We start from the raw sequence: 22190 nt of genomic DNA, 5'->3' as shown, positions 1-22190 counted from the left end.
TTTCTATTTATTCGCTTACGCTGACATTAACCGCCTACTGCGATTTTCTTCATGTCTTTCATGTAACCACGTAGCTCTTTACCAATCACTTCAACTGGGTGATTACGTAGTGCTTCGTTCACCTCAATTAGCTTCTGGTTATCAGCAAAGTTAGATGTTTCACCTAATCCTTTACCAATCACATCTGTACCAACTTTAGGCATAAACTGATCACGCAGTAATGGCGTTGCTACGTTTGCAAATAGGTAGTTACCGTACTCTGCGGTATCAGAGATAACCACGTTCATTTCGTACAAACGCTTACGTGCAATGGTGTTCGCGATAAGCGGTAGTTCGTGTAGTGATTCGTAGTATGCAGACTCATCAATGATGCCTGATGCAGTCATTGCTTCAAATGCTAGTTCAACACCCGCACGTACCATAGCAACCATCAAGATACCGTTATCAAAGTACTCTTGCTCGCTAATTTGAAGATCAGATGCTGGGTAGTTTTCAAATTGCGTTTCAGCGGTTTCGCCACGCCAACTAAGTAGATCCGCATCATCATTTGCCCAATCAGCCATCATGGTACTAGAGAAGTGACCAGAGATAATGTCATCCATGTGCTTGTTGTAAAGTGGACGCATCAGATCTTTTAGCTCTTCAGACAGATCAAACGCTTTTACTTTTGCAGGGTTTGATAAACGATCCATCATGTGAGATACACCACCAAACTTCAGTGCTTCAGTGATCGTTTCCCAACCATACTGTAGCAGTTTGCCCGCGTACTCAGGTGCAATACCATCAGCAATCATCTTCTCGTAACATACGATAGAGCCAGCTTGTAGCATACCACAAAGAATAGTTTGCTCACCCATTAGATCAGATTTAACTTCAGCAACAAATGACGACTCTAGTACGCCTGCACGATGACCGCCCGTTGCTGCCGCCCATGCTTTAGCAATTTCAAGACCATCGCCTTGTGGATCATTTTCAGGGTGAACGGCGATCAGTGTTGGAACACCGAAGCCACGCTTGTACTCTTCACGTACTTCAGTACCCGGACACTTAGGTGCTACCATAACAACGGTTAAGTCTTTACGGATTTGCATGCCCTCTTCAACGATGTTGAAACCGTGAGAGTAACCAAGAGCTGCACCTTGCTTCATCAGTGGCATTACTGTTTCAACCACATTGGTGTGCTGCTTATCAGGGGTAAGGTTTACCACTAGATCTGCTTGTGGGATCAGTTGCTCGTAGCTACCTACTTCAAACCCATTCTCTTTCGCGTTTTTAAATGATTGACGTTGCTCATCAATCGCCGCTTGGCGCAATGCATAAGATACATCCAGACCTGAATCACGCATATTCAGACCTTGGTTTAGACCTTGCGCACCACAACCTACGATCACCACTTTTTTACCTTTTAGGTAATCAGCTTCAGTTGCAAACTCAGCACGATCCATAAAACGACAACGACCTAGTTGATCTAACTGCTGACGTAGGTTCAGGGTATTAAAATAATTAGCCATAACAACAAACTCCGTGAAAATATATCCTTGGGTCGACATCTTTACTGTCGAATAACCTGATAGTAGATCAGGTAATTTGTTGCGCAAAGTGCTATATTCACAACAACTAATTGCAAATTATGCAACATGGACGATGAATATTAAAAATCTGCAACTATTTCTTCACCTTTGTGAATCCCATAACTTCAGCCAAACTGCACAGGCCATGCACATCAGCCCTTCCGCTTTAAGTCGTGTCATTCAACGCTTAGAGGAAGACTTAGGGCAAACCTTGTTTATTCGTGATAATCGTAGTGTCGAGCTCACCCTCGCAGGAAAAAAGCTCCTTCCTGTCGCCTCTTTAATTGTGAGTAATTGGTTTGAAGTGAAAAGTGAATTGCAGGAAGAGCATTCTCAGCTACAAGGAAAGTTAACCCTGTTTTGCTCAGTTACCGCCAGTTATAGCCACTTGCCAACCATTCTTAATAAGTTTCGTGTCATCTATCCACATATCGAAATCCAACTGCAAACAGGCGATCCGGCATTGGCTATTGATAAAGTGCTTTCTGATGAAGTTGATATCGCCATTGCTGCTAAGCCCGACAATTTACCGCCTAAATTAACTTACATCGAAGTTGATCAAATCCAAATGTCGCTGATCAGCCCAATAATTTCGTCCCCTACGCTACAAAAAAGCTTAAACCATGATCCAGATTGGAAATCTTTACCCTTTATACTGCCAGAATCGGGGCCAGCGCGAACTCGTGCTGATAAATGGTTTAAGAAAAAGAAAATAACCCCCTCTATTTATGCCCAAATATCAGGACATGAGGCCATTGTCAGTATGGTTGCGCTAGGATGTGGTGTTGGAATTGCGCCAGATGTGGTAATAAATAACAGTCCTGTCAGCGACAAGGTTCAACGATTTAGTACCGAATCAATCGAACCTATGAGTTTAGGTTTGTGTTGTAAACAATCTCGCGAACAAGAACCTCTATTACATGCTTTGCTACAACTTTTTCATGACAGTTATTCAGAGAGCTTACTTTAGCTCTCTTGTACATTTTTCAAGGAACAACAGTAGTGCCAAAACCAATCTTAACGCATTCATATTGCGCTGATTTCTATGCAGATCATGGTTACCAATTTTTAAAAACATTAGCTCAAGCGCATTCTATTCCAGATAACCTCGTCATTTTTTCTGTCATGCACAGCTACGAAGGCTCACTGCCTTATATCAACGTGCTAGCAGAGCTCGCTGACAAGCTAGTATTTATTCCCAAAGATGCCACGCTTGGTGCTACTCCCGACCTACTAACCACCATCAGCACGATCCCCCATTGCCACGTTGTCTCGACTCAAAACAATAAAGCCTACTTAAGAGATCCCGCACACTGTGAAGCTCTTATCCGTCAATACGTTGATGCAGATACCCCTTTTCTGATCCTCGATCACGGTGGCTACTTCTCTTATGCTATTTCGCATATTTGTGAAACTTTCCAAGAGCAATGTATTGGCATTACCGAGCTAACCGCTAATGGACTACAAAAATACCTCGATAAACCACTCTCTAAACCGTTAGTTTCCGTCTCTCATCTTAGTATTAAAATGCCGGCTGACTTTGAAGCATCAGAGTGTATCGTTCATTATTCCGATCAAATCTTACGTGAAGAGTTTGGTCTAAAAATCAATAACTCAGGATTTCTAAAAGTGGGAGTGATTGGCGCAGGTAACCTCGGTCGAGGAGTGATCAAACACTTAAAAGCAAAAGGCATTACCAATATTCATGTAGCCGATTTCGATCCCCGTAAACTTACCCAATTTCCCAGAGATGGTATTCACGCATGCTCAATCAACCATCTCGTTGAACACTGTAATATGTTGTTCTGCTGCACTGGTAATCAATCTATTACCCCTGAAATGATAGATAACCTATCGCAACCCATGTTTATTAGTACTGTTACCTCCGCAGATGACGAGCTTCACTTACCCGATCTATTAGCAAATGGTGTACTGAGAGAAGTACACTCGAATGCACTCACCAAAGAATATAAAAACAAACAAGGTCATAGTGTGTATCTACTGGCAGGTGGAGAGTCAGCGAATACCCCTTTTAAAACAGGCATGGGCGATCCTACTCTCTATTTATTTGAAGCCGCCCATATGCTTGCAGGTTTAAAACTGCTTGATAATCCCCATCAGTTTAAGCGTGGTATACAAGCACTCTCAGAAAAAGACGAGATGATGATTGCAGAGCAGTGGTTAAGGCATTTTTATCACTACATCTAATTATCTATCACGTTAACTCGAATCAAGCCTCATCGCAGTTATGAGGCTTTTTTTACATCACCACTAAATAGAAAAAAGCCCCGACATTTCTGACGAGGCTTTAAAATGATAGACATGGATAAGGCTTAGGTTTCAAGCTTAATACACTCAATTATTGATACAGTGAAATCAGTTGCTATTGCTAAAACACAAACGCAAAAAAAGCCTCGTCATTTCTGACGAGGCTTTTGAAGATGGCAGGGGTGGAGAGATTCGAACTCCCAACACGCGGATTTGGAATCCGCTGCTCTGCCAATTGGAGCTACACCCCTGTAGTTCGTGTTTAACGAGACGACGCTCAAATAAAGTGGCGGAGCGGACGGGACTCGAACCCGCGACCCCCGGCGTGACAGGCCGGTATTCTAACCAACTGAACTACCGCTCCACACGGAGATAAAACGTTCGTTTTATCCGATACCTGTCGTTCAGAACAAGCATCTTATCTTTTTTGCTTTCATCTTTTTCTTAAAAAGATGAAAACGAATAGGAAGCCTGGCGATGTCCTACTCTCACATGGGGAGGCCCCACACTACCATCGGCGCTATTACGTTTCACTACTGAGTTCGGCATGGGATCAGGTGGGTCCATAATGCTATGGTCGCCAAGCAAATTCTTTATTTACTTTCAGTTTTTAAAAAACTGAAGGCAAAAGTAATCTTAGAAAGCTGATTCTCAAACACACGTTCAAGTGTTCTTGGAGTCCGTATAAAACCCCTTGGGTGTTGTATGGTTAAGCCTCACGGGCAATTAGTATCGGTTAGCTCAATGCCTCACAGCACTTACACACCCGACCTATCAACGTTGTAGTCTTCAACAACCCTTTAGAGACCTTAAAGGTCTAGGGATGACTCATCTTGAGGCTCGCTTCCCGCTTAGATGCTTTCAGCGGTTATCGATTCCGAACTTAGCTACCGGGCAATGCGTCTGGCGACACAACCCGAACACCAGCGGTTCGTCCACTCCGGTCCTCTCGTACTAGGAGCAGCCCCTCTCAATCATCCAACGCCCACGGCAGATAGGGACCGAACTGTCTCACGACGTTCTAAACCCAGCTCGCGTACCACTTTAAATGGCGAACAGCCATACCCTTGGGACCGACTTCAGCCCCAGGATGTGATGAGCCGACATCGAGGTGCCAAACACCGCCGTCGATATGAACTCTTGGGCGGTATCAGCCTGTTATCCCCGGAGTACCTTTTATCCGTTGAGCGATGGCCCTTCCATTCAGAACCACCGGATCACTATGACCTGCTTTCGCACCTGCTCGAATTGTCATTCTCGCAGTCAAGCGGGCTTATGCCATTGCACTAACCTCACGATGTCCGACCGTGATTAGCCCACCTTCGTGCTCCTCCGTTACTCTTTGGGAGGAGACCGCCCCAGTCAAACTACCCACCAGGCACTGTCCGTAACCCCGATAAGGGGTCGACGTTAGAACATCAAGCATACAAGGGTGGTATTTCAAGGACGACTCCATAACCGCTAGCGCGATTATTTCACAGTCTCCCACCTATCCTACACATGTAGGGTCAATGTTCAGTGCCAAGCTATAGTAAAGGTTCACGGGGTCTTTCCGTCTAGCCGCGGGGACGCAGCATCTTCACTGCGATTTCAATTTCACTGAGTCTCGGGTGGAGACAGCGTGGCCATCATTACGCCATTCGTGCAGGTCGGAACTTACCCGACAAGGAATTTCGCTACCTTAGGACCGTTATAGTTACGGCCGCCGTTTACCGGGGCTTCGATCAAGAGCTTCGACCGAAGTCTAACCCCATCAATTAACCTTCCGGCACCGGGCAGGCGTCACACCGTATACGTCATCTTTCGATTTTGCACAGTGCTGTGTTTTTAATAAACAGTTGCAGCCACCTGGTATCTGCGACTCCCGACAGCTTAGAGAGCAAGTCTCATCACCGCTAGGAGCGTACCTTCTCCCGAAGTTACGGTACCATTTTGCCTAGTTCCTTCACCCGAGTTCTCTCAAGCGCCTTGGTATTCTCTACCTGATCACCTGTGTCGGTTTGGGGTACGATTCCTTATAATCTGAAGCTTAGAAGCTTTTCCCGGAAGCATGGCATCAATGACTTCATCACCGTAGTGACTCGACATCGTATCTCAGCCTTAAGATGGTCCGGATTTGCCTAAACCATCAGCCTACATACTTGGACCTGGACAACCGTCGCCAGGCTCACCTAGCCTTCTCCGTCCCTCCATCGCAATTATAAGAAGTACGGGAATATTAACCCGTTTCCCATCGACTACGCCTTTCGGCCTCGCCTTAGGGGTCGACTTACCCTGCCCCGATTAACGTTGGACAGGAACCCTTGATCTTCCGGCGAGGGAGTTTTTCACTCCCTTTATCGTTACTCATGTCAGCATTCGCACTTCTGATACCTCCAGCAAGCTTTACAACTCACCTTCAACGGCTTACAGAACGCTCCCCTACCCAATACGAAAATCGCATTGCCGCAGCTTCGGTGTATAGCTTAGCCCCGTTAAATCTTCCGCGCAGGCCGACTCGACCAGTGAGCTATTACGCTTTCTTTAAATGATGGCTGCTTCTAAGCCAACATCCTGGCTGTCTGAGCCTTCCCACATCGTTTCCCACTTAGCTATAACTTTGGGACCTTAGCTGGCGGTCTGGGTTGTTTCCCTCTTCACGACGGACGTTAGCACCCGCCGTGTGTCTCCCGGATAGTACTTACTGGTATTCGGAGTTTGCAAAGGGTTGGTAAGTCGGGATGACCCCCTAGCCTTAACAGTGCTCTACCCCCAGTAGTATTCGTCCGAGGCGCTACCTAAATAGCTTTCGGGGAGAACCAGCTATCTCCGAGTTTGATTGGCCTTTCACCCCTAGCCACAAGTCATCCGCTAATTTTTCAACATTAGTCGGTTCGGTCCTCCAGTAAGTGTTACCTCACCTTCAACCTGCCCATGGCTAGATCACTCGGTTTCGGGTCTAATCCTAGCAACTATGACGCCCAGTTAAGACTCGGTTTCCCTACGGCTCCCCTAAACGGTTAACCTTGCTACTAAAATTAAGTCGCTGACCCATTATACAAAAGGTACGCAGTCACCCAACAAGTGGGCTCCTACTGCTTGTACGTACACGGTTTCAGGTTCTATTTCACTCCCCTCACAGGGGTTCTTTTCGCCTTTCCCTCACGGTACTGGTTCACTATCGGTCAGTCAGGAGTATTTAGCCTTGGAGGATGGTCCCCCCATATTCAGACAAGATAACACGTGTCCCGTCCTACTCGTTTTCACTGATAAGATGTTGTCGGTTACGGGGCTATCACCCTGTATCGCGGAACTTTCCAGAACCTTCACCTAACATCAAACTAGCTTAAGGGCTAATCCGGTTTCGCTCGCCGCTACTACCGGAATCTCGGTTGATTTCTCTTCCTCGGGGTACTTAGATGTTTCAGTTCCCCCGGTTCGCCTCGTGCTGCTATGTATTCACAACACGATACTTACTTATGTAAGTGGGTTTCCCCATTCGGAAATCCCAGAGTCACCGGTTTTTACTACCTCATCTGGGCTTATCGCAAGTTAATACGTCCTTCATCGCCTCTGACTGCCAAGGCATCCACCGTGTACGCTTAGTCACTTAACCATACAACCCCAAGAGGTTTCGTATGTTCAAACAACCAAGGTTTATGTCTCTGATAAGGAGACGTTGGTTTTTCGCCGGACTCGATACAAGACACTTGAATGTGTATTGTTTTGAGAACTCGTTTTCATCTTTCGATGAAAACTATAAATCAATCTATTCGATTGAATTTACTAGTCAGCTTTCCAGATTGTTAAAGAGCATAACGCAAAAGCGTTAATCAATAACGATGTCATTAATTAGCACTTTCGCTATTTTTCTAAAACCATTTCACCAAGCAATCTGTGTGGACACTGCATTCAACAGTTAAGTCTTTAGGTAAGGAGGTGATCCAGCCCCAGGTTCCCCTAGGGCTACCTTGTTACGACTTCACCCCAGTCATGAACCACACCGTGGTAAACGCCCTCCCGAAGGTTAAGCTATCTACTTCTGGTGCAGCCCACTCCCATGGTGTGACGGGCGGTGTGTACAAGGCCCGGGAACGTATTCACCGTGACATTCTGATTCACGATTACTAGCGATTCCGACTTCATGGAGTCGAGTTGCAGACTCCAATCCGGACTACGACGTACTTTATGGGATTCGCTCACTCTCGCGAGTTGGCAGCCCTCTGTATACGCCATTGTAGCACGTGTGTAGCCCTACTCGTAAGGGCCATGATGACTTGACGTCGTCCCCACCTTCCTCCGGTTTATCACCGGCAGTCTCCCTGGAGTTCCCACCCGAAGTGCTGGCAAACAAGGATAAGGGTTGCGCTCGTTGCGGGACTTAACCCAACATTTCACAACACGAGCTGACGACAGCCATGCAGCACCTGTCTCAGAGTTCCCGAAGGCACCAATCCATCTCTGGAAAGTTCTCTGGATGTCAAGAGTAGGTAAGGTTCTTCGCGTTGCATCGAATTAAACCACATGCTCCACCGCTTGTGCGGGCCCCCGTCAATTCATTTGAGTTTTAATCTTGCGACCGTACTCCCCAGGCGGTCTACTTAACGCGTTAGCTCCGAAAGCCACGGCTCAAGGCCACAACCTCCAAGTAGACATCGTTTACGGCGTGGACTACCAGGGTATCTAATCCTGTTTGCTCCCCACGCTTTCGCATCTGAGCGTCAGTCTTTGTCCAGGGGGCCGCCTTCGCCACCGGTATTCCTTCAGATCTCTACGCATTTCACCGCTACACCTGAAATTCTACCCCCCTCTACAAGACTCTAGTCTGCCAGTTCAAAATGCTGTTCCGAGGTTGAGCCCCGGGCTTTCACATCTTGCTTAACAGACCGCCTGCATGCGCTTTACGCCCAGTAATTCCGATTAACGCTCGCACCCTCCGTATTACCGCGGCTGCTGGCACGGAGTTAGCCGGTGCTTCTTCTGTAGGTAACGTCAAACAATGCCGTTATTAACGACACTGCCTTCCTCCCTACTGAAAGTACTTTACAACCCGAAGGCCTTCTTCATACACGCGGCATGGCTGCATCAGGGTTCCCCCCATTGTGCAATATTCCCCACTGCTGCCTCCCGTAGGAGTCTGGACCGTGTCTCAGTTCCAGTGTGGCTGATCATCCTCTCAGACCAGCTAGGGATCGTTGCCTTGGTGAGCCATTACCTCACCAACAAGCTAATCCCACCTGGGCTAATCCTGACGCGAGAGGCCCGAAGGTCCCCTCTTTGCTCCGAAGAGATTATGCGGTATTAGCTATCGTTTCCAATAGTTATCCCCCACATCAGGGCATATTCCCAGGCATTACTCACCCGTCCGCCGCTCGCCGCCCTTAACGTCCCCCGAAGGTTCAGTTAAGTCGCTGCCGCTCGACTTGCATGTGTTAGGCCTGCCGCCAGCGTTCAATCTGAGCCATGATCAAACTCTTCAATTAAAGTTTTGTTGGTCTTTCGACCGGCTCAATGAATACTGTTAATTCATCATAAATGATGAATGAATTGACTGTGCTGATACTTACGTATCAAATTGGTCACTAGTATCATTGATAAATCTTTTTGACTAATCATTCAACGAGTGCCCACACAGATTGCATGGTCAAATTGTTAAAGAACAACCTTCAGCGAAACTAAAACTTTTAAACCGTTTCAAGCTTTCGTTGAAGTGGATGGCCATTCTAACGAAATAAGTTTTGGTGTCAAACACTTTTTCAACTTATTTTCTTAAATCTTTCATCCTATCGTCACAAACCGAAATCCTTATTGGAAGCCGTTGCCGTGTCGATGAGGCGGCATTATAGGGACAAAACAAGGCTTAGCAAGTAATAATTCACTTTTCTTAAAAAAAAGGCACTTTTAGATCAAAAAGCAATCAACCTTCTATTTTCTGCATCCTTGTTGCTTAAACACTTGAGTAAATTCGCTCACTTTTTGCCAATCGGTGTATTCAACTTCTTTGGTTGTATCTGTTTCACCACCAGTAATTTTCATAATGAGCTTAATCATGGTGCGATCAAAGAAGTTATAACGTGGATATCTCAGTGCTCCTGCAAAAACCCCAATCAGTGCAGGTTGCCATGGTGACTTGATTAAGAACTTCTTAATGTATGCACTTCCCTCTGGGGTATCTTTACCTTCTTTGCGCGCTGTCAGGTTCACACAAAAGAAAGCGACATTATCTTGTGATAATTGTGCTTGGTATTTATTGATAAAAGCGTAGAGCTTCTTATTAAAGTGACCATAACGAATAGAAGCCCCAACCAGTACACGATCATAAGCGCTAAAATCCACGTTAGGCTCATCATGGATATTCATATACTCACAGCTGTACTGTTCACCTAGCGCTTGCTCGATATGGTTAAAAATTTTCTTGGTTTGCCCTTCACAACTGGAAAACAGAAATAAGACCTTTTCCATAAGTACCTCTTTAGTTACGCCAGAACGTCGGCGTAAACAAAACTAATAGTGTAAAGACTTCTAATCGTCCAAATAACATGGAGATGATTAATATCCACTTTGCAGAATCGTTGATTTCGCCAAAATGGACAGCGACTTCTCCTAAGCCCGGGCCTAAGTTATTCAATGTCGCCGCAACGGCAGAGAATGCGGTCAGTTCATCAAGCCCTGTTGCAATCAGTGCCAACATACAAATTACAAACACAAGCGCATAAGCAGAGAAGAATCCCCATACCGCATCAACAACACGTTGTGGGAGTGCTTTATTACCTAACTTAATAGTGTATACCGCTCTTGGGTGTACAAGACGTTTTAGTTCACGTACCCCTTGCAGTGAAAGTAATAAAATTCGGATCACTTTCATCCCACCACCGGTTGAACCTGCACATCCACCTATAAAAGAGGAGAATAAAAGCAGTACTGGCAAAAACAATGGCCAGTCGGAAAAACCTGTGGTCGTAAATCCTGCGGTGGTAGATATCGATACCGTTTGGAATAGTGCTTGATCAAACGCTGTAAAGTAAGAGTCGTACGGGCTGTGTTTAATAAGTAGACCGAAACAGATGGCAAACAAAATAAACTGTACTCCAAGAAAAGCTCTGAACTCTGGATCACGCCAATAGGTTTTCAAATGCACGCCACCATTACCAAAGGCGGCAAAGTGCAACGAGAAGTTACAGGCTGAGATTAACAAGAACACCACGGTGATCATGTTAATAGTTGGGCTGTTGAAATACCCCATACTAGCATCATGGGTTGAGAAGCCACCAATCGCAATGGTTGAGAAACTATGGGAAATCGCATCAAAGCCTGACATCCCAGCGAGCCAAAACGCAAAGGCGCAGCTTACGGTTAATGCTAGATAGATGTACCACAAGGTTTTGGCTGTTTCCGCAATACGGGGAGTCATCTTACTGTCTTTGACCGGACCTGGAATTTCAGCACGGTAAAGCTGCATACCACCGATCCCAAGCACTGGCAAAATAGCCACTGCTAATACGATGATACCCATACCACCAAACCACTGTAGTAGCTGGCGGTAAAACAAAATCGCTTTTGGCAGGTGATCAAGACCAACGATAACGGTGGCCCCTGTGGTTGTCAGTGCGGAAAAGGATTCAAAAAAGGAGTCGGCAACAGACAAATCAGGGGTTTTCGATAACAAGAAAGGGATTGCACCAGCACTACCGATAACCACCCAGAACAACACGACAATCAGAAAGCCGTCTCGGGCTTTTAATTCATGACGATGTCGTCTATTTGGCAACCAAAGTGAAGCACCACCAGCAATAAGAATAAAGAACGTAACAACAAACGGGAAACCCGCACCATCACGATAAATTAATGCCACCAATGCGGGAATAAGCATGGTGACACTAAAGAGTGCGAGCAACAGCCCGACGATTCGAATAATTGAACGAAATTGCATGGCCTAAACGGCTCTCACCTTAAATATAGAGAAATAACTACGACGCTGAGGCTGCAATAATGCGCCCGCCACTACGATTGGTTAATTTGGCACAAAACTCATCCACTATACGACTATCTAGCTCGATCTGCATAGTGACTTGATTACCATAATCAGCATGTAATTGTGTGCCGTTGTATTCACTTAATAGCGACTCAACCAAAGACACCTGATTATATTCACAACTGAGCTGAAGTTCTGACGTGATCACTTTCTGTTTTGTTTCTAATCGTGTCAGTGCTTGTTGTACACCACCACCATAAGCTTTTACTAAGCCACCTGTCCCTAAACGGATCCCGCCATAGTAACGTGTTACAACAGCAGTGATTTCACCTACACCAGAGCCTGTTAGCTGAGCAAGAATAGGCTTACCTGCCGTCCCCGATGGCTCACCGTCATCACTAAAGCCCCACTTCATGGAATCTGTTGGACGCCCTGCGACAAATGCCCAACAATTATGGCGGGCATCATGATGACGTTCTTTGATCTGCTGAACGAACTGTTTTGCCGCTTCTATATTAGGGGTATGCGCTAAATAAGTAATAAAGCGACTTTTCTTGATCTCTTCTTCAAATACCACATCTGCGGTAGGAACAAGATAAGGTTCTGAATTCGACATTATTAACGCCTTAGTGAAAAAGGGGTGGCAGGATACCACATTCCTTTCTATCTCGTATCGATGACATCAAAGCCACTATTTTCAACTCACACAAAATTCCAACCTGTATTGAAGTTGAGTCACCCACCACAAATGTTAAACAAATGTTTAAATTAATGTTTGAATTTGTTTCTAACAGAGTTCACACTTAAACCATACCTACAACAGGTCAAACCAGTTAAATCACACCCTGATCCAGCGCAGACTGGAAGATATGGAGATAGAACATGATTTACCAAGGTGAAACCCTATCTGTAAGCTATCTGGAAGATGGTATCGCAGAGCTCAGCCTGAATGCCCAAGGCCCAGTGAACAAATTCAATATTTCGACATTGGAAAGTTTTAACCAAGCGCTGAACACTTTGTACCAACAACCAGATTTAAAAGGACTTATTATTACCTCAGCCAAAGATGCCTTTATCGTCGGTGCTGATATTACTGAGTTCCTCGGTTTATTTGCTAAACCCGAAGCCGAGCTCTCTCAATGGCTCTCTCATGCCAACGATATCTTTAATAAGCTAGAAGATCTGCCCGTGCCAACGCTCTCTGCGATTAATGGCTATGCATTAGGTGGTGGCTGTGAGTGTGTACTCGCTACTGACTTTCGAGTTGCTGATACCCAAGCTCGTATTGGGCTGCCTGAAACGAAATTAGGTATCATGCCCGGCTTTGGTGGCACAGTAAGGCTACCACGTTTGATTGGCGCAGATTCTGCCATGGAGATCATTACCGCAGGCAAAGATAAAAAAGCCCAAGATGCATTAAAGCTAGGGCTCGTTGATGCCGTTGTTGAACCCGATAATTTAAAATGTGCCGCTCTTGCGATGATCAAAAGTGCCATTGACGGCAAACTTGATTGGCAACAACGTCGCCAGCAAAAACAAGCACCATTAGGTTTAAATAAAATCGAAGCCACCATGAGCTTTACCACCGCAAAAGGCATGGTAGCGAAAGTCGCTGGCAAACATTACCCAGCACCAATGGCTGCTGTGACAGCCATCGAGCAAGCTGCCCGTTGCTCACGCGATGAAGCTCTTGCCATCGAAAACCAGCACTTTGTGAAACTGGCCAAAACCGATGTCGCTGAAGCGTTAGTGAGCATCTTCCTCAACGATCAATACATTAAGAGTCAAGCAAAAAAGGCGACGAAAGTAGCCAAACCCACCGATCATGTAATGGTATTAGGTGCAGGTATTATGGGCGGCGGTATCGCCTATCAATCTGCCTTAAAAGGCACGCCTGTACTTATGAAAGACATTGCCGAAGCATCACTGACATTGGGAATGACGGAAGCGGCAAAATTACTGAATAAAAAACTCGAACGAGGCCGTATTGATGGGTTAACCATGGCATCGGTGCTTTCCTCTATTACCCCTAGCCTACATTATGCTGGTGCTGACAGTGTCGATGTCGTCGTCGAAGCCGTGGTTGAAAACCCGAAAGTCAAAGCTGCGGTATTAGCAGATGTCGAATCACAGGTTAGCGATGATACCGTGATCGCCTCTAATACCTCCACCATCCCTATTAACCTACTGGCACAATCACTCAAACGTCCGGAAAACTTCTGTGGGATGCACTTTTTCAACCCTGTACATCGCATGCCATTGGTAGAAATCATTCGTGGTGAAAAAACATCACAACAAACGATCGATCGTATTGTCGCTTATGCAGCGAAAATGGGGAAATCCCCTATCGTCGTCAATGATTGCCCAGGATTCTTTGTTAACCGCGTACTGTTCCCTTATTTCGCTGGCTTTAGCTTATTACTCCAAGACGGTGCTGATTTCGTTCAAGTCGATAACGTAATGGAAAAGCAATTTGGCTGGCCGATGGGTCCTGCTTATCTCCTTGATGTAGTGGGTATTGATACCGCTCACCATGCACAAACCGTGATGGCAGAAGGTTTCCCCGATCGTATGGGGAAAAACGGCAAAGATGCCATTGATGTAATGTTTGAAGCGCAACGTTTTGGTCAGAAAAACGAGATCGGCTTTTTCAGCTATTCGCTCGATAGAAAAGGCAAGCCTAAAAAATCTCTCTCAGAGGATGCGCATGCACTGTTAGCGCCTGTCAGTAAGCCACAAACTGAATTTGAGAGTGACGCCATCATTGCACGTATGATGATCCCTATGATTAACGAAGTTGTACGCTGTTTAGAAGAAAACATTATTGCCACGCCAGCAGAAGCTGATATGGCATTGGTATATGGCTTGGGCTTCCCTCCTTTCCGTGGTGGTGTATTCCGCTACCTTGATAGCTTAGGACTGGCAAACTACGTTGCGCTTGCCGATCACTATGCTCACCTTGGTGCGCTATATGAAGTACCGCAAGGATTAAGAGAAAAAGCCGCCCAAGGCGAAACCTACTATAACCACACCGCCAACCTGAACGCTTAAGGATGAGGAGATAACTATGAATAACGTCGTAATTGTTGATTGCATCCGTACCCCAATGGGGCGTTCAAAAGGTGGTGCTTATCGTAATGTTCGAGCAGAAGATCTCTCTGCCCATTTAATGAAAGGCTTACTTGAACGCAACCCGCAACTGGATCCAAATAATATTGAAGATATCTACTGGGGCTGTGTGCAACAAACCTTAGAGCAAGGTTTTAACATCGCCCGCAATGCCGCACTACTGGCAGGTATTCCACATTCGGTCGGTGCGACGACCGTCAACCGTTTATGTGGCTCATCGATGCAAGCACTGCATGATGCAACCCGTGCGATCATGGTTGGCGATGCACAAACCTGCATCATTGGGGGGGTTGAACACATGGGTCATGTACCAATGAACCATGGCGTGGATTTCCACCCGGGTCTTTCAAAATCTGTCGCTAAAGCGGCAGGCATGATGGGCTTAACCGCAGAAATGCTCGGACGTATGCATGGGATCAGCCGAGAAATGCAAGATGCCTTTGCTGCACGCTCCCACCAACGTGCTCATGCTGCCACCCTTGAAGGGCGATTTAATAACGAAATCTTTGCCACTGAAGGGCATGATAAAGATGGCATTTTAAGACGCTTTGAAACCGATGAAGTGATCCGTCCTGAAACCACGGTTGAAGCACTTAGCCAATTGCGCCCGGTGTTTGATCCAGTTAATGGCACAGTAACCGCAGGTTCATCCTCCGCCCTTTCCGATGGCGCTTCAGCCATGCTTATTATGAGTGAGCGACATGCCCGAGATTTAGGGCTGCGTATTCGTGCACGTGTTAAATCCATGGCAGTGGCTGGTTGCGATCCCTCAATAATGGGTTACGGACCAGTTCCTGCCACTCAAAAAGCATTAAAGCGAGCTGGTATCACCATGGATGATATTGGCATGGTTGAGCTTAACGAAGCCTTTGCAGCCCAATCTCTGCCTTGTGCTAAAGATTTAGGACTACTTGATAAGATGGATGAAAAGGTCAATCTTAACGGCGGTGCGATTGCCTTAGGTCATCCATTAGGTTGTTCTGGTTCTCGGATCTCAACAACCTTGATCAACTTAATGGAAAATCATGATGTTGAACTTGGCCTTGCTACCATGTGTATCGGCCTTGGCCAAGGCATTGCCACCGTATTTGAACGTGTTGATTGATCCAGTCTAAAGCTTCATAGATAAAAAGCTTACCCATCACGGTAAGCTTTTTCATTTCCACTTTATCTTTTCTTCTTTTATGACTCTCAACTAAGCTATCTCACTAAAAGATAAAAGAAATACAGCAAATCTATGTTTAGCGTGCATAGATACCATGATTAAGTTTCATTTTATTCATCCCCCTTAACCGATATACACTTAGCCTATATTCACTGTCGAGCATGAATTTACCGGAGCATCGCTATGTTTAAAGCATTAGTACTAGAACAAGAAGATAAAAAAACACTTGCAGGTATTCGCCAACTTGAGACATCAGATCTCCCTGAAGGTGATGTGTTAATTGATGTTGATTATTCTTCACTAAACTACAAAGATGGTTTAGCTATTACTGGTAAAGGTCGTATTGTTCGTCAGTTCCCAATGGTTCCAGGTATCGACTTAACAGGTACTGTGGCTGAATCATCAGATGATCGCTACAAAGCAGGTGACAAAGTTGTCCTAACTGGCTGGGGCGTGGGTGAAGGTCACTGGGGTGGCATGGCTGAAAAAGCACGCCTTAACGCTGATTGGTTAGTGCCACTACCGCAAAAGTTCGATGGCAAGCAAGCGATGATGATCGGTACTGCTGGTTTAACCGCAATGCTATGTGTTCAAGCTATTGTTGATGCCGATGTAAAACCAGAAGACGGTGAAATCCTAGTAACAGGTGCGAGCGGCGGTGTTGGCTCAGTAGCCGTTACCTTACTATCTCAACTTGGCTATAAAGTAGCAGCAGTAACAGGCCGTGCAGAAGTAAACGGTGAACTACTTAAAAAGCTAGGCGCAACAACCATCATTGAGCGTAGCGTATTTGAAGAGCCAGCTCGCCCACTAGATAAACAACTATGGGCTGGTGCTATCGATACCGTAGGTAGCAAGGTACTAGCAAAAGTACTAAGCCAAATTAACTACAATGGCGCAGTGGCTATTTGTGGTCTGGCTGGCGGTTTTGATTTACCAACCACAGTAATGCCATTTATTCTTCGTAACGTTCGCCTACAAGGTGTTGACTCAGTAATGTGTCCATTCGAGAAACGCCAACAAGCATGGCAACGTCTATCTGAGCTACTACCAGCAAGCTACTTTGAACAAGCATGTCGTGAAGTAGCACTAGAAGAAGTAGCAGAGTGCGCAGAGGCGATCACTAATGGTCAAATCACAGGCCGTGTTGTGATCAAGCTATAATCCACTCACCGATTGATATAAATAAGGTCAGCATCATGCTGACCTTTTTATTGCCTGCTATTTAATTAATCCCATATCGTGAATACGCGATTCAATTAACCGGCTACATTCTTCTTTGATGATGTTACGCAGCCAGATCTGCGAAGCGGAATGCTCACACCGTGAATGCCAAATTAATGAATAATCAAATGGCTTAAACTCGAACGGTAACGGCTTCACCACCAAGTTATAACGCTCTGCCACTAAATACGCTAAATCCGCAGGAACGGTAATAATCAATGGCATTTGTTTGATCACCGCCAATGCCGCTTCCAAATGGTATGCTCGCAGCACCATCTTACGTTCAGGATAACCACGTAGCGCATCATCTATCAGTGATTTCACCCCATCACTGATCGCAATCATCGCATGGGGATAGGTTAAGTAATCATCCAACGTTAGCGGCTGATCAGCCAATGGATGATCTTCTGCCAGCAAACAAAATACACTCACTAAACCTAACTGCTCATGACAAAGCGGTTCAACCGGCCCAACAGGTCGGCAAATCGCCATATCACAACCATCACTGGTTAACTGCTCTAATAAGTGATCGTGCTGCAATGGCGCGAACTCTAAGGAAATATTCGGTGCTTCTTGATAAACACGAGGCAATGCAAACGGCAAGATGGTTTGCATCGCATAGTCCGTTGTGGCGATCTTAAAATGCTGATCACATAGGCTTGGCTGAAAATCATTCGGCGTTAGCAAAATGCGTAACGACTCTAATGGATCGTTTAACTGCTCATTGATTTCCAACGCACGTTGGGTTGGGATCAATGCTTGCCCTTGGCGAGTAAACAAAGGATCACGTAATAAATCTCTTAAACGCCCCAGTACCCGACTCATTGCCGACTGACTGAGGTTTAACCGAACCGCAGCGCGACTCACACTGCCTTCATCCAACAGAACTTTGAGTGCAACTAATAAATTTAAGTCACGACGATAAACTTCTTCTAATTCCATTAGGCTCTCAAGAACTCAGAATTAATCAAATAGAGAAATATTATGGCGGGATAGATAAAAAAAATCCCGCTTAAATTGCGGGAAAACCCAAGTGATGGGTGTGTTGGTTATGAATGAATTAATTTTCTTCTTCAAATTCAGTGTCATTGGTCAGTTCAAACCAAAGCCCAAGTGCTGCTGAAAACAACCCACCGATAGCAAAAATACCCATTTGCTCTGGGGTGGTCAGCATAATTGCACAGAATGAAATGAAGCACAGTACTGCATAAATTGTCAGTCTATCCGTTGATGTCAGCATACTACTTCCCCCTAATCCTTCAGAAAGAAACGTTAACAACATGTTAATTACGTTACACAGTATATCTTGATTTGCCAAGTGTTATTGATTAATTCTTGTCCATAAGTATGATCTGACGCTTACTAATAAGATGTGTATGTTATGACTGCTATTTTTGATAATCCAACTCATAGCCTAGAAGCGCAAGGACTACGCTGCCCTGAGCCAGTAATGATGGTTCGTAAAACGGTAAGGAAAATGGCCGAAGGCGAAACCCTATTGGTATTGGCTGACGATCCGTCAACCACGCGTGATATTCCTAGCTTCTGCCGTTTCATGGATCACACGCTGCTTGCAGCAGATACAGAAAGCGTCCCTTATCGCTTTTTGATCCAAAAAGGCGCGAACTAAACACTAATACTGAATAAAGCAAAAGGCAGCCATCTGGCTGCCTTTTTAATATCGATGACCTTTATTGCAATAACAAAAGCACACTACACATCATTCATCTTCTGACGTATTGCTTCAAGCTCATGGTGTAAATCACGTATTTCTTTTTTCATCGGTATGACGTAACGAAGTCGTACCAAGGAATCAATAGCAAGGTATAACGTCACTATTGCGCCTACGACCATCGGCAGCCACATATCGGTCAAAGCCATACCTAACACATTCAGCACCAATGCAAAGTGAAACAACCAACATTGGCTTTTAGGTGAAATCGCGAGAAACCGAGCCATACTCCCTCCTGCAATTTAAACAAAGAAACGCACTACGTTTATTCGCTTTCACTCTAGCACTTCTGACGATAAGGTTCTTATGTAGCAATCACAATTCATTATGAATCACTGCAACATCAGCCGTTATGGCTAAGCGATAGTTTCATGTGAAACACTTAATCGCTTATATGTATTTACATACCAAAACCGGCAGCCACCGCAAGGAATAAAAATAGCGCAGCTGTTACTTTTCGGATCAAACCCAGCGGCATTTTTTCAGCGGATAATTTACCAATTAATACAACAGGCACATTCGCCAATAACATACCAATAGTAGTGCCAAGTACCACCCACATTAATGCATCGTGGTATTTCGCCCCTAGCATGGTGGTCGCGATTTGGGTTTTATCACCAATTTCAGCAATAAAGAATGCGATAAAGCTAGCGATAAATGGTCCACGATTCGATAGCTTTTCATCATCATCGAGTTTATCAGGGATCAATATCCAGCCTGCCATCAGCACAAAACTCACCACCAATACCCACTTTAATACTTCAGGGGTTAAGTAATCCGCAATGGCAACACCAAGCCACGCAGCTAAAGCATGATTAACAATGGTCGCAAGAAAAATGGCACTTATAATAGGAATGGGGTTGCGATATCGACTAGCAAGCAGTAGGGATAATAATTGAGTCTTGTCCCCTATTTCGGCTAGAGCGACAGACGTAATAGAAATAGCTAAAACACTCACAACATACTCTCTGGGGTGGGAATAATTGATACCAATAGCAAAACATACACTCCCACCCCGGTTTGTGTTGTTTGCCGTTGGTCTTGCCAAATTTATCGCGTTGGATAAATCATAATTACCACGAAGATTTTGCTTCGATTATGTTGATAATTATCTCGCAAGGTGCGAGAGGCTACTCCCCAAAGGAAAGATAAGTCTAACAAAGAAAAGGATAAAATTTAACCTTTAATTAGCCTTTTATAAATACAAAAACGGCGAGCCTAAGCTCGCCGTTTATTTACGTTAACCGTAATATTAACCTAGTGGAGATAGAATGATCTCTACACGACGGTTTTGTGCACGGCCATTCTCAGTGCTGTTTGAAGCAATTGGATTTGCTTCGCCACGACCTTGAGATACCACACGGTTAGCATTTACACCTTGACGGATTAGGTAGTTAGCTACTGCGTCTGCACGTACTTGAGATAAACGAAGGTTGTAAGATTCTGCGCCTTTGCTATCTGTGAAACCTAGTACGTTTAATTGTGTTTTTTCGTACTCTTTAGCAACTAACGCTACGTTGTGTAGCGCGTTCATTGCACGATCATTTAGGTTAGCCTGATCGAAACCAAAAGTGATTTCATTTGGCATGTTTAGAATGATGTTATTACCGTCACGAGTAACACTGATACCAGAAGATGCTAGCTGCTGACGTAGTTTCGCTTCTTGCACATCCATGTAGTAACCGATACCGCCACCTAGTGCAGCACCCGCTGCGGCACCGATAAGTGCACCTTTACCACGGTCGTGCTTACTAGAAGAAGCCACACCAATTGCCGCACCAGCAAGTGCACCAATGATTGAACCGCCAGTGCCTTTCGCTGTTTGTGATTCACCAGTGTATGGGTTCACTGTTGAACAGCCAGCCATAGTTACAGAAGCGACAACAGAAATCACTGCCGCACGCACCCACTTTTTAGATGCCATTGCTTTATTTTGAGCCATCTTTTTAAGTATCCGTATGCTCGATATAGAATCGATAAATTAGAAATTTATTATACTGGCAATAACAGCCAGAAATATTTGTCGCATATTGTAATCAACAACGCTATATGAGGCATCAAGAGAATGTAAAAATTCCCTTAATTCAAAACAAAACTGCATGAACGTGGAAGAATTTTGGTAAATCCCCTTAAAGATGTGTAAAAAACACGCACTGCCCCTACTCGCCTCAGGGCTGGCGAGGTATACTGGATTATTACTCTTTTTAATCCACTAATCTCGCGAAGCTGACAATGCAGAAATACGATATTAAAACCTTTCAGGGCATGATCCTCGCGCTGCAGGATTACTGGGGCCAACAAGGTTGTACTATTGTGCAACCACTAGACATGGAAGTGGGCGCAGGTACTTCTCACCCAATGACATGTTTACGTGCTCTAGGTCCAGAACCAATTGCAGCAGCGTATGTACAACCATCTCGCCGCCCAACTGACGGTCGTTACGGTGAAAACCCTAACCGTCTACAGCACTACTACCAGTTCCAAGTGATGCTAAAGCCATCACCTGACAACATTCAAGAACTGTACTTAGGCTCATTAGAAGTACTAGGTATCGACACTAAAGTGCACGACATCCGTTTCGTTGAAGACAACTGGGAAAACCCAACATTGGGTGCTTGGGGTCTTGGCTGGGAAGTTTGGCTAAACGGCATGGAAGTAACACAGTTTACTTACTTCCAGCAGGTTGGTGGCCTTGAGTGTAAACCTGTAACAGGTGAAATCACTTACGGTATCGAGCGTCTTGCTATGTACATCCAGAACGTTGATTCTGTGTACGATCTAGTGTGGACAGATGGCCCTCTAGGTAAAGTGACTTACGGTGATATCTTCCACCAAAACGAAGTTGAGCAATCAACTTACAACTTCGAACACGCCGACGTCGATTTCCTATTCACATTCTTCGACCAATGTGAAAAAGAAGCAACGCAACTACTAGAGCTAGAGCAACCTCTACCATTGCCAGCTTACGAGCGTATTTTGAAAGCAGCACACGCATTTAACCTATTAGATGCACGTAAAGCGATCTCAGTAACTGAACGTCAACGTTACATTCTGCGTATCCGCAACTTAACGAAACAAGTTGCTGAAGCTTACTACGCATCTCGTGAAGCACTTGGCTTCCCAATGTGTAAAAAAGACAAGTAAGGGATC

Annotated in this window: 16 protein-coding genes, 2 tRNA genes, 3 rRNA genes and 1 riboswitch; of the genes, 7 read left to right on the top strand and 14 right to left on the bottom strand. The window is 45.1% G+C overall.

From position 1 onward, the window contains the following. Window positions 1-26: 26 nt before the first annotated feature. Entirely contained in the window at window positions 27-1511 is a 1485-nt protein-coding gene (gene ilvC / locus Q7657_RS08950) for a ketol-acid reductoisomerase (RefSeq protein ID WP_107166777.1), read from the bottom strand. A 133-nt stretch (window positions 1512-1644) separates the two neighbouring features. Between ilvC and ilvY the strand changes: the two genes are divergently transcribed. Both ilvY and Q7657_RS08940 read left to right on the top strand, forming a co-directional pair. Then, window positions 1645-2541: an HTH-type transcriptional activator IlvY gene (ilvY, locus tag Q7657_RS08945; protein ID WP_107166783.1), complete on the top strand. Its 897-nt coding sequence runs from the start codon at window positions 1645-1647 to the stop codon at window positions 2539-2541. 32 nt (window positions 2542-2573) lie between these two features. After that, on the top strand, window positions 2574-3779 hold the full coding sequence (locus tag Q7657_RS08940) for an NAD(P)-binding domain-containing protein (protein WP_107166778.1): 1206 nt from the start codon (window positions 2574-2576) through the stop codon (window positions 3777-3779). 234 nt (window positions 3780-4013) lie between these two features. On the opposite strand, the gene Q7657_RS08935 is transcribed toward Q7657_RS08940, so the two are convergent. From Q7657_RS08935 to Q7657_RS08900, 8 genes are all read right to left on the bottom strand, one after another. Continuing rightward, a tRNA-Trp gene (locus Q7657_RS08935) sits at window positions 4014-4090 on the bottom strand. A gap of 36 nt (window positions 4091-4126) precedes the next feature. Then, a tRNA-Asp gene (locus tag Q7657_RS08930) sits at window positions 4127-4203 on the bottom strand. A gap of 105 nt (window positions 4204-4308) precedes the next feature. Next, a 5S ribosomal RNA gene (rrf, locus tag Q7657_RS08925) occupies window positions 4309-4424 on the bottom strand. Window positions 4425-4544: 120 nt separating this feature from the next. Beyond that, window positions 4545-7434, bottom strand: a 23S ribosomal RNA gene (locus Q7657_RS08920). A gap of 316 nt (window positions 7435-7750) precedes the next feature. After that, window positions 7751-9301, bottom strand: a 16S ribosomal RNA gene (locus Q7657_RS08915). Together the 16S, 23S and 5S rRNA genes with 2 tRNA genes alongside form the textbook arrangement of a ribosomal RNA operon. 442 nt (window positions 9302-9743) lie before the next feature. Further along, window positions 9744-10280: a menaquinone-dependent protoporphyrinogen IX dehydrogenase gene (gene hemG, locus Q7657_RS08910; RefSeq protein WP_107167315.1), complete on the bottom strand. Its 537-nt coding sequence runs from the start codon at window positions 10278-10280 to the stop codon at window positions 9744-9746. A gap of 10 nt (window positions 10281-10290) precedes the next feature. Continuing rightward, window positions 10291-11748 carry a TrkH family potassium uptake protein gene (locus Q7657_RS08905; RefSeq protein ID WP_107167314.1) on the bottom strand — a complete coding sequence of 486 codons (1458 nt, stop codon included), beginning with the start codon at window positions 11746-11748 and terminating at the stop codon, window positions 10291-10293. Between the two features lie 37 nt (window positions 11749-11785). Further along, window positions 11786-12406 (bottom strand): YigZ family protein, encoded by a 621-nt coding sequence (locus Q7657_RS08900; protein WP_107167313.1) that lies wholly within the window; start codon window positions 12404-12406, stop codon window positions 11786-11788. A gap of 266 nt (window positions 12407-12672) precedes the next feature. Here Q7657_RS08900 and fadB point away from each other — a divergent pair, with 266 nt between their 5' ends. From fadB to acuI, 3 genes are all read left to right on the top strand, one after another. Continuing rightward, entirely contained in the window at window positions 12673-14841 is a 2169-nt protein-coding gene (gene fadB / locus Q7657_RS08895) for a fatty acid oxidation complex subunit alpha FadB (RefSeq protein ID WP_107167312.1), read from the top strand. A gap of 16 nt (window positions 14842-14857) precedes the next feature. Further along, entirely contained in the window at window positions 14858-16024 is a 1167-nt protein-coding gene (fadA, locus tag Q7657_RS08890; protein ID WP_498827382.1) for an acetyl-CoA C-acyltransferase FadA, read from the top strand. Between the two features lie 243 nt (window positions 16025-16267). After that, on the top strand, window positions 16268-17248 hold the full coding sequence (gene acuI / locus Q7657_RS08885) for an acrylyl-CoA reductase (NADPH) (RefSeq protein WP_008988296.1): 981 nt from the start codon (window positions 16268-16270) through the stop codon (window positions 17246-17248). Window positions 17249-17305: 57 nt separating this feature from the next. Here the strand turns inward: acuI and Q7657_RS08880 are convergent, their stop codons facing one another. After that, window positions 17306-18250 carry a LysR family transcriptional regulator gene (locus tag Q7657_RS08880; protein ID WP_107167310.1) on the bottom strand — a complete coding sequence of 315 codons (945 nt, stop codon included), beginning with the start codon at window positions 18248-18250 and terminating at the stop codon, window positions 17306-17308. Between the two features lie 118 nt (window positions 18251-18368). Further along, a complete protein-coding gene (locus Q7657_RS08875) occupies window positions 18369-18548 on the bottom strand; it encodes a hypothetical protein (protein ID WP_008988298.1) in 180 nt (59 codons plus the stop codon). A gap of 141 nt (window positions 18549-18689) precedes the next feature. Between Q7657_RS08875 and tusA the strand changes: the two genes are divergently transcribed. Next, complete coding sequence (tusA, locus tag Q7657_RS08870) at window positions 18690-18938, top strand: sulfurtransferase TusA (protein ID WP_008988299.1); 249 nt, start codon at window positions 18690-18692, stop codon at window positions 18936-18938. Between the two features lie 83 nt (window positions 18939-19021). On the opposite strand, the gene Q7657_RS08865 is transcribed toward tusA, so the two are convergent. From Q7657_RS08865 to Q7657_RS08855, 3 genes are all read right to left on the bottom strand, one after another. Further along, window positions 19022-19267 carry a hypothetical protein gene (locus Q7657_RS08865; protein WP_053986515.1) on the bottom strand — a complete coding sequence of 82 codons (246 nt, stop codon included), beginning with the start codon at window positions 19265-19267 and terminating at the stop codon, window positions 19022-19024. Between the two features lie 173 nt (window positions 19268-19440). After that, complete coding sequence (locus Q7657_RS08860; protein ID WP_107167309.1) at window positions 19441-19998, bottom strand: TMEM165/GDT1 family protein; 558 nt, start codon at window positions 19996-19998, stop codon at window positions 19441-19443. A gap of 88 nt (window positions 19999-20086) precedes the next feature. Then, a riboswitch (yybP-ykoY riboswitch) is annotated at window positions 20087-20191 on the bottom strand. 101 nt (window positions 20192-20292) lie between these two features. Next, window positions 20293-20982, bottom strand: a complete 690-nt coding sequence (locus Q7657_RS08855; protein ID WP_053986517.1) for an OmpA family lipoprotein — start codon at window positions 20980-20982, stop codon at window positions 20293-20295. 290 nt (window positions 20983-21272) lie between these two features. Between Q7657_RS08855 and glyQ the strand changes: the two genes are divergently transcribed. Then, window positions 21273-22184: a glycine--tRNA ligase subunit alpha gene (glyQ, locus tag Q7657_RS08850; RefSeq protein ID WP_008988303.1), complete on the top strand. Its 912-nt coding sequence runs from the start codon at window positions 21273-21275 to the stop codon at window positions 22182-22184. Window positions 22185-22190 lie beyond the last annotated feature (6 nt).

Source organism: Candidatus Photobacterium acropomis, assembly GCF_030685555.1.
Classification (GTDB): Bacteria; Pseudomonadota; Gammaproteobacteria; order Enterobacterales; family Vibrionaceae; genus Photobacterium; species Photobacterium lucens.
This window is presented reverse-complemented; position numbering and strand designations above follow the sequence as displayed.